Below are 9082 nucleotides of genomic sequence, written 5' to 3'. Positions count from 1 at the left end.
GGGCGGTAAACCTTCACATTACTAAACCCCTGCTCGCGCAAATAAAGGGCTTGTAACCGGCTCATCACACCGCGATCGCAATATAATAGGTAGGTTTTGCTTTGGTCTAAATCGGCAAATTGAGAGCTCAATTTATAGAAAGGAATGGCCTGCACTTCGATACCCTCTAACTTCAGCGGTTTTTCGTCTTGCTCATCTGGCGCACGAATATCTAGCAATATGTCGGTATCAGCCAGTTCAGCAACGGTTTCGACTTCGACCACTTGCTCACGGCTTTGCTCGGCAATTTCTCGGATATCAACGTTTTTGGCTTCGTTGACCACCCGGTCCAGGATAGAGAAATCAAAATGAGATTCTTCTTCTTCAATCTTGGCCTTAACTGCTTTCACTGTCGGGCTTTTTGAGATAACACCGCAGTATTCTGGCATGGTTTTAGCAAAATCTTCGGTGCCGATTTGCCGTGCCAGATTGATAATGTGCTCTTTATCATGTGAGATAAGTGGGCGCAAAATCAGGGTGTCAGAGGCATTATCAATTAAACGCAGGTTTGTTAGCGTCTGGCTGGAAACCTGCCCCAGCGCTTCGCCGGTAACCAATGCTTGCACGCCATAGCGTTCTGCCACCTGGGACGCCGCTCGCACCATCATGCGTTTCAATACCACGCCCATCTGGCCATCTTCGACTTTCTCAAGGATTTCGCCTACAACGGGTTCAAAATCAATAGCAACAAAACGTACCCGATGGGAGCTACCAAAGCGATTCCACAGATAATGGGCAACCTGCTTAACGCCAATTTCGTGGGCGGAGCCGCCAAGGTTGAAGAAGCAGTAGTGCACACGGCAACCACGGCGCATCAGCATATAGCTGGACACACCTGAGTCAAAACCGCCTGAAATCAAAGATAAAACATCTTCCTGAGTCCCTATTGGGAAGCCACCTAATCCTTCATGACGCGCCTTGATGAGGGTCAGTTTGTCCTGATCTACTTCCAAATGGACGGTGACTTGAGGGTGAGTCAGCTTAACTTTAGCACTTTCAATATGTTGATTCAGACCACCACCGACATATCGCTCAACATCACCAGAAGAAAACTCATGTTTACCACGGCGTTTCACTCGAACACAAAATGTTTTCCCGACCAATGTTTCGCGGTAGGCTTCCAACGTTTGCTCAAAAATATTGTGCATATCGGTGTAGCTGCGATCTTCCACTTCGAGAATATGGTGAATTCCCGGCACGCGAGTCAGAGCATCGCAAATCTGTGGCCCAAGGTTGTCATCTTTTGTGCGGATTTCAATATGATCCCAATGACGGACAACCGCGAGGCTATCATCCTCAAGGTTTTTCAATACGTTGCGAATATTGGTGGTGAGGATCTTAATGAAGCGCAATCGCACAGATTGACTCTTGATAGTGATTTCGGGGAACAATTTAATGATAAACTTCATGGCGGTTTTTAGTTATCTGGTTATGGAGTGATGGCGTCGCTAGCAAGTAGCAACAGTCGAAGACGTTAGCGAAAACATGCAAGCCGTGGAGTATATCACTATATGGGGTCGCGCTGCGTACTAAAAACCAGACTTAAACGCCACGATTTCCCCCTCATTATCCGCTAGAATAGCTGTGAATAGGTTTTTGGCCTGAAAAATGGCTTTCAGTAAGAGTAAGCAGGAAAATATTACGCGCCATCAAGGTTACGTTTCATAAAAAATATTGAGTCGAATAAAAACTATGCCGAAAAAAGCTGCATCACCTGAAACCAAAACCGCCAGTTTTGAGACATCGCTCAGTGAACTGGAACAGATTGTCACTCGCCTGGAATCCGGGGAACTTCCGCTGGAAGAGGCATTAAATGAGTTTGAACGAGGTGTGCAATTGGCTCGCCTTGGGCAACAAACTTTGCAGCAAGCCGAGCAACGTGTTCAGGTTCTACTAAGCGACGAGGTAGATGCCCCATTAGCCCCTTTCACACCAGATGCTGAGTAGCCTTATGTCTAACGCCCACTTAACCGTTGATTTTAACCAACAGCTTGCCGCACATCAGCAACGGGTTAATCAGGCTATATTGGATTTTATTGCGCCCCTTCCCTTTGGGAACAGCGACTTAGTCAAAGCCATGCGCTATGGCGCGGTGCTTGGTGGTAAAAGGCTCCGCCCGTATCTGGTTTATGCCACAGGGCAAATGTTTGGCCTGTCGCTGGCTAATTTGGATGCCCCGGCAGCGGCCATTGAATGTATTCATGCTTATTCATTAATCCATGATGATTTGCCGGCTATGGATGATGATGATTTGCGCCGTGGACAGCCCACTTGCCATGTGAAGTTTGGCGAGGCCAATGCTATTTTGGCGGGTGATGCCCTGCAAACCTTGGCTTTCTCTATCCTGTCAGAAGCCGCCATGCCGGATGTGGCAGATAAAGACCGGCTGTCGATGATTGCAGAATTAGCCCATGCCAGCGGGGTCGCAGGCATGTGTGGCGGTCAGGCATTGGATTTGGAAGCCGAAGCCCGCCAGATCTCACTTACCGACCTTGAACAAATTCATCGCCATAAAACCGGTGCATTAATCCGTGCCGCTGTCCGCCTCGGCGCACTGGCCGCGGGTGCCGCAGGGCGCGAAGCATTACCGCTACTTGATCGCTATGCCAATGCTATTGGCCTGGCGTTTCAGGTGCAGGACGATATTTTAGACGTCATCGGCGATACAGCTACAATTGGTAAACGTCAGGGTTCAGATCAGCAACTCGGGAAAAGTACTTATCCCGCACTGTTAGGATTGGATTGTGCCAAAACTAAAGCCCTTGACCTCTATCAGGAAGCCATGAGCGCCCTGAATGCGCTGTCCGAGCAGTCCTATGACATAGCGCCGTTACAGGCTTTAGCCTGTTTTATTATTGAGCGTGATAATTAGAAATATACTGACGGTTGATAACACTGATATATACCCACAAAACTTGGTGTTGTAGATAGGTAACAAACTCACTCATTAAGCTTACTAAAGTTAGTAATTTGAGTTAGTGAATGTAGTTAAAAAACCTGTCACGCCAAGTACTAAGGGTATACACCCACTTTTGATATGAGCATCGAATGAGTCTTGATATAGCCAAATACCCGACATTGGCACTTGCACAGAACCCTGAAGAACTGCGCATGTTGCCAAAAGACAGTCTGCCGAAGTTATGTGATGAACTACGGCAGTATTTGCTCGCCTCTGTCAGCCGATCCAGTGGGCATTTTGCGTCTGGGCTGGGTGTGGTCGAGCTAACTGTCGCGTTGCACTACGTCTACAACACCCCCTTTGATAGCTTGGTGTGGGATGTCGGTCATCAAGCTTATCCGCACAAAATATTGACGGGCCGCCGTGAGCAGATAGCTACTATTCGCCAAAAAGATGGATTGCATCCTTTCCCGTGGCGCGGTGAAAGTGAATATGACGTGCTTTCTGTTGGCCATTCCTCCACCTCAATCAGTGCTGGTTTGGGGATGGCGGTTGCTGCTGAACGTGAAGGTAAAGGGCGGCGTACCGTGTGTGTCATTGGTGATGGTGCCATTACCGCGGGCATGGCTTTTGAAGCCATGAACCATGCCGGTGATATTCATTCAGACATGCTGGTTATTCTTAACGATAACGAAATGTCTATCTCAGAAAATGTAGGCGGCCTGAACAACCATTTGGCTCAGTTATTATCTGGCAAACTCTATGCCAGCCTACGTGAAGGTGGCAAAAAAGCACTATCCGGTATACCGCCAATTAAAGACCTGTTGAAACGCACCGAAGAGCATCTCAAAGGCATGGTGGTACCGAGCACCTTATTTGAAGAGCTAGGCTTTAATTATATCGGCCCAATTGATGGCCACGATGTGCAGGCCTTGACACAAACATTGAAAAATATGCGCAGCCTGAAAGGCCCACAACTGTTGCATATCATGACCAAAAAGGGCAAAGGCTACGCCCCGGCGGAGAAAGATCCCATCGGTTGGCATGCCGTCCCTAAATTTGATCCTGCTTCCGGCACATTACCGAAAAGCCAGGGCGGTCTACCGACCTACTCCAAGATCTTCGGCGAATGGCTATGTGAAACCGCGGCTAAAGATAGCCAGTTAATGGCGGTGACGCCGGCAATGCGCGAAGGCTCTGGGATGGTGCGCTTCTCGCGGGAATATCCACAGCAGTATTTTGATGTCGCGATAGCCGAGCAACATGCCGTCACCTTTGCTGCTGGCCTGGCAATTGGTGGCTATAAGCCCATTGTGGCCATCTACTCGACTTTCTTGCAACGGGCTTATGACCAATTGATTCATGATGTGGCCATCCAAAACCTGCCGGTATTATTCGCCATTGATCGTGGCGGTCTGGTGGGAGCCGATGGTCAAACCCATCAGGGCGCATTCGATCTTTCATTCATGCGCTGCATTCCCAACATGGTCATCATGACCCCAAGTGATGAGAACGAATGCCGCCAAATGCTGCACACCGGTTATCACCACAATGGGCCTGCGGCCGTGCGTTACCCACGCGGTAATGGTACTGGTGCAGTATTGGAGCCATTAGATATCTTGGCTATCGGTAAAGGTATTGTGCGCCGCGAAGGTGAAAAAATTGCCATTCTGTGCTTTGGTACTTTACTCGCTCAGGCGCAATTAGTTGCTGATAATCTTAATGCCACACTGGTAGACATGCGTTTCGTCAAGCCACTGGATGAAGAGTTGATATTAGCAATGGCCGCAAGCCACGAGGTACTGGTCACTGTGGAAGAAAATGCCATTATGGGTGGTGCAGGCAGTGGGGTGAATGAGTTATTGATGGCCAAACGGCAGCCAGTGCCCGTGCTCAATCTTGGATTATCAGACCACTTTGTGCCACAAGGCGAGCAAGATGAAATGCGCGCTGAATTTGGTTTAGATGCTGCGGGGATACAGCGCCAAATAGAATCCTGGCTAGCACAGTAAGACTCTTTCGGGCTCACTTCGCAACACCATTCAAGGCATAGCCGCTCGGTTATGCCTTTCTTCTATTCAATACAGCTAACGCCCTGTATTTGGAAAATGGCTACACAGACTTCAGGTGCTTGCGCTAGCCCGCAGGCTGAACCGTTTATTAATCCCGGTGAACTTACATCAGTAAGTAATTCGGGTTATTAAATGCAGCCAACACATCTGTAATTTGAAAGATGGCGGGTATCAGTAGAATAAATCTATTGGCCAATAATGCCCGATAACAAAAATAATCGCGGCAGCAACCACACCAGCGATAATATCATCAACCATTATTCCCATGCCGCCATGCACATTGCGGTCAAACCAGCGAATCGGCCACGGCTTCCAAATATCAAAAATACGGAATGTGACAAAACCGACGGCGACCCATTGCCAATTATTGACTGGCAATGCCATCAAGGTAATCCACATCCCAACAAATTCGTCCCAAACAATACTGCCGTGGTCGTGAACTTGCATGTCTTTGGCTGTGCGATGGCAGATATAGACGCCAATACAGATACTAAACATCACCGCCAGTGAATAAATCTGCCAAGGTAACTGAATCAGTAACAACCAGAATGGAATGGCGGCAATTGAGCCCATAGTGCCCGGAGCCCACGGAGACAATCCACTGCCAAAACCCGTGGCCAACAAGTGCCAGGGGTTAGATAACCGCAGACGACGTTTGGCTTCATCCATGAGATTTACCTGCTAAGAAGTGGTCAAAACCACGGAAATCCAGCTCAACGGCTTTACCTTCACGCAAGAATTTTACCCCTTCTGACTGCGGGCCAATCTGCCCAATACACGTATAACCCGCCCCGGTATTACTCAGAGCAACTTCCAATGCACCGCGGTTTATTTCCGGTACGGTAAAGCACAACTCATAGTCTTCACCGCCACTCAATGCCCAGCGCAGCGCCTGTTCTGCATCGACCTGACGCAATAATGCAGCAGAATATGGCAAAGCGCCCAGCTCAATACGTGCGCCACATTTACTGGCTTTCAGAATATGTTGCAGATCAGAAGTCAGCCCATCGGAGATATCAATAGCAGAACTGGCAAGGTCACGTAACGCCTGCCCCTGTAGAACTCGAGGCTGTGGCCGCAAATGACGGTGAATCAGTTCTTCCCGGTCTGAATCATTATCGACCAGTAACTCGTTTTGTAAGATAGCCAAGCCTGCGGCGCTGTCACCCAATGTCCCTGTGACGTAAATCCAGTCACCAATCCGCGCACCAGCGCGAGTCAATGCCCGCCCTTCAGGAACTAAACCTTGAATAGTCAATGTTAGGCTCAATGGCCCACGGGTGGTATCACCACCAATCAATTGCATTCCGTAATAATTCAGTTGATCAAACAGGCTATCGCTGAAGGCTTGTAGCCAGTCTTCATTAACATTCGGGAGAGTCAAAGCAAGAGATAACCAGGCAGGATCGGCCCCCATAGCAGCTAAATCGCTAAGGTTTACCGCTAAAGATTTATAACCCAGATCGGCCGGATCGATATCCGGAAGGAAATGAATACCAGACACCAGTGTATCGGTACTGATGGCCAACAGCTGTTTATCTGCCACTGTAAGAAGTGCGCAGTCGTCTCCAATACCCAGTTCTACATCCCGGCGATTACTTCTGAACCGGTCGAAGTAGCGGGCAATGAGGTCAAATTCGCCACATGCCATAATGCAATTCCAGAAATGTATGCTTAAGGCCTATAGCAGACCTTAAGCATATTACTTCAGCTATATACCCAGTGTCATTGGCATTGCAGGTAGATAACAAGCGAACTCATCCCAACGAGCCGGCCAAATAGTAGCAACTACCAGTCAGTAACTCGGGTGGGTGAGCTTAGCCAGCCCCCTGTCGCTGCAAGAGCAAAGGGTATAATGAGATTATTTTTTCTTACGTATTGTCGGAGCCAACTTATCCAGCACTCCGTTTACGAACTTATGGCTATCTGCAGCACCGAAAGTCTTAGCAAGTTCGATCGCTTCATTGATTGCCACTTTATAAGGGACATCATCACGTTTGCTCAGTTCAAACAGCGCAATACGCAGAACCGCTCTTTCAACCTGACCTAATTCTTCGAGCTGACGGGAAAGAACTGGCGCCATTAACGCATCCAAAGATGCGGCATTAACAGCAACCCCAGACAGCAATTCGCGAAAATAGGAGATGTCTACATCTTTGACATCCTGCTCCGACAAGAACTGTAATTCAACATCAGCGATGTCGTTTTTAGACAACTGCCAAGAGTAAAGCGCTTGAACAGCGCACTCACGAGCGCGGCGACGAGCAGCAGGTTTCACGGAATTCCCCTTAACTTAACTAAATTCAGCCTTTAATAGCTTTGATTACATTAATCATTTCAAGCGCGGTCAGGGCAGCTTCTGCACCTTTATTACCCGCTTTAGTACCAGCACGCTCAATTGCCTGCTCAATACTTTCTGTGGTCAGCACACCGAAAGCAACTGGGATATCACTGTTCATGGCCACACTCGCCAGACCTGAACTCGCTTCACCAGCCACATACTCAAAGTGCGCAGTGCCCCCACGGATAACAGTACCGAGCGCAATTACCGCATCGTAACGATTTGTTTTTGCTAATACATTGGCAACCAGCGGCAACTCATAGGCACCTGGTACCCAGACAACAGTGATGTTGTCATCAGCGACTTGACCAATACGTTTCAGGGCATCAATTGCACCGTCCAGCAGGCTGTCGTTGATAAAGTTGTTAAAACGCGCGATTGCAATCGCCACACGGGCATTAGGAGTAGCAACAACACCTTCGATAACGTTCATAGCTTTCCTCAATATGGGTTCATACCCCGCAGGGGGGCGGATTCTATCATATTCTTTCACGCCCCGCCCCTGCGCATTTGTAAAACACTAGCAAGAGTGTGTTTGAGCGACGATAATTCCAGTCAAATATTGTAATTAATACTTAGGTTTCAAGCGCAAGCGCAGATCTGGCCCAACCTGGCGTACCTCACTAAATACAAACTCTGGGGCTTGCAATAAATGGGTTAATCCCGCCAACTGACATAATCCACGGGCATCAGTCCCCAACAGTTTAGGCGCGATATAAAGAATTAACTCATCGACCACACCCGCCTGTAACAAGGCACCGGCCAGTTGTGGCCCGGCTTCAACCCAAACTGAGTTAATTTGCCGCTTGCCCAGTTGCATCATCAATAAAACCAAATCCACGCCATTACCATGGCGAGGCAGCAATAATTGTTCAACATTAGCAGGCCACGGCTGTGTATCAGCCTCGACTCTAGCCAACCAGCATGGGCCATCTTGCTGTGTGACTTTGTGCTCTGGCGTCACGCGGTTATGGCTATCGAGAATAATGCGTATCGGCTGGCGCAGCTTGTCTTCGGGATATAGGGCTTGGGTTTCAGCATCTAACGCCTGCCAGCGCACCGTCAGCGCAGGATCATCCGCTAATACTGTGGCGCTGGTACTGAGAATCGCGGAGCTTTCGGCACGAAAGCGCTGCACATCCTGGCGGGCCTGCGGCGAGGTAATCCACTGGCTTTCACCTGAAGCCATCGCCGTTCGGCCATCCAATGATGCTGCCATTTTTAATTGCAGATAAGGAAAACCGGTACGCATCCGCTTTAGAAAACCCAGATTGGCGGCTTCGGCCTCTGCGAGCATCAGGCCGTGATTGACGTCGATCCCGGCCTGTTTCAGTTTATATAACCCACGCCCGGCAACTTCTGGGTTAGGGTCTTGCATCGCAGCAACTACGCGAACCACACCGGCGGCAACCAAGGCATCGGCACAAGGAGGTGTCCGCCCGTGGTGGCTGCATGGCTCAAGAGTGACAAAAGCCGTCGCCCCCTGAGCTTTCTCACCCGCCATGCGCAAGGCATGCACTTCGGCATGAGGCTCGCCAGCTCGCTGGTGATAACCTTCACCAACAATCTCACCATCCCGCACCAAAACACACCCGACATTAGGGTTGGGTGACGTGGTAAAACGCCCCAACCGCGCCAACTCAAAGGCGCGGGCCATATAGAATTCATCGGGTTGCATAGCTTTCCTTACTTTAATGCTGCAATTTTTAATTCCGCAATAATTCGCACAAT

At 49.2% G+C, this 9082-nt stretch carries 9 protein-coding genes; 3 read left to right on the top strand and 6 right to left on the bottom strand.

Annotated elements, in window-relative coordinates; translation table 11 throughout:
* On the bottom strand, positions 1-1448 hold a 1448-nt coding region (gene thiI, locus YROHD0001_RS01755), incomplete at its 3' end, for a tRNA uracil 4-sulfurtransferase ThiI (RefSeq protein WP_004716468.1).
* Positions 1449-1731: 283 nt separating this feature from the next.
* Here thiI and xseB point away from each other — a divergent pair.
* The 3 genes from xseB (at position 1732) to dxs (ending at position 4950) form a co-directional block, all read left to right on the top strand.
* On the top strand, positions 1732-1986 hold the full coding sequence (xseB, locus tag YROHD0001_RS01760) for an exodeoxyribonuclease VII small subunit (protein WP_004716467.1): 255 nt from the start codon (positions 1732-1734) through the stop codon (positions 1984-1986).
* 4 nt (positions 1987-1990) lie between these two features.
* Positions 1991-2911, top strand: a complete 921-nt coding sequence (gene ispA / locus YROHD0001_RS01765) for a (2E,6E)-farnesyl diphosphate synthase (RefSeq protein ID WP_004716466.1) — start codon at positions 1991-1993, stop codon at positions 2909-2911.
* Between the two features lie 176 nt (positions 2912-3087).
* A complete protein-coding gene (dxs, locus tag YROHD0001_RS01770) occupies positions 3088-4950 on the top strand; it encodes a 1-deoxy-D-xylulose-5-phosphate synthase (RefSeq protein ID WP_004716465.1) in 1863 nt (620 codons plus the stop codon).
* A gap of 231 nt (positions 4951-5181) precedes the next feature.
* Here dxs and pgpA read toward each other — a convergent pair whose 3' ends face one another.
* The 5 genes from pgpA to ribD all read right to left on the bottom strand — a co-directional run bounded on the left by pgpA (position 5182) and on the right by ribD (position 9029).
* The gene (pgpA, locus tag YROHD0001_RS01775; protein WP_032818144.1) at positions 5182-5679 is read right to left on the bottom strand and encodes a phosphatidylglycerophosphatase A; all 498 of its coding nucleotides are present in this window, start codon (positions 5677-5679) and stop codon (positions 5182-5184) included.
* Positions 5672-6661, bottom strand: coding sequence for a thiamine-phosphate kinase (gene thiL, locus YROHD0001_RS01780; protein WP_032818141.1), 990 nt, complete (start codon positions 6659-6661; stop codon positions 5672-5674). The genes pgpA and thiL overlap by 8 nt, the downstream gene beginning before the upstream one ends.
* Positions 6662-6871: 210 nt before the next feature.
* Entirely contained in the window at positions 6872-7288 is a 417-nt protein-coding gene (gene nusB / locus YROHD0001_RS01785; RefSeq protein WP_004716462.1) for a transcription antitermination factor NusB, read from the bottom strand.
* A gap of 25 nt (positions 7289-7313) precedes the next feature.
* The gene (gene ribH, locus YROHD0001_RS01790) at positions 7314-7784 is read right to left on the bottom strand and encodes a 6,7-dimethyl-8-ribityllumazine synthase (RefSeq protein ID WP_004716461.1); all 471 of its coding nucleotides are present in this window, start codon (positions 7782-7784) and stop codon (positions 7314-7316) included.
* 135 nt (positions 7785-7919) lie between these two features.
* Positions 7920-9029, bottom strand: a complete 1110-nt coding sequence (ribD, locus tag YROHD0001_RS01795; RefSeq protein ID WP_004716460.1) for a bifunctional diaminohydroxyphosphoribosylaminopyrimidine deaminase/5-amino-6-(5-phosphoribosylamino)uracil reductase RibD — start codon at positions 9027-9029, stop codon at positions 7920-7922.
* Positions 9030-9082 lie beyond the last annotated feature (53 nt).

It is taken from the genome of Yersinia rohdei ATCC 43380, assembly GCF_000173775.1.
Lineage (GTDB): Bacteria > Pseudomonadota > Gammaproteobacteria > Enterobacterales > Enterobacteriaceae > Yersinia > Yersinia rohdei.
Note: the sequence above shows the minus strand (reverse complement) of the source record. Positions and strands in the feature narration are given on the sequence as shown.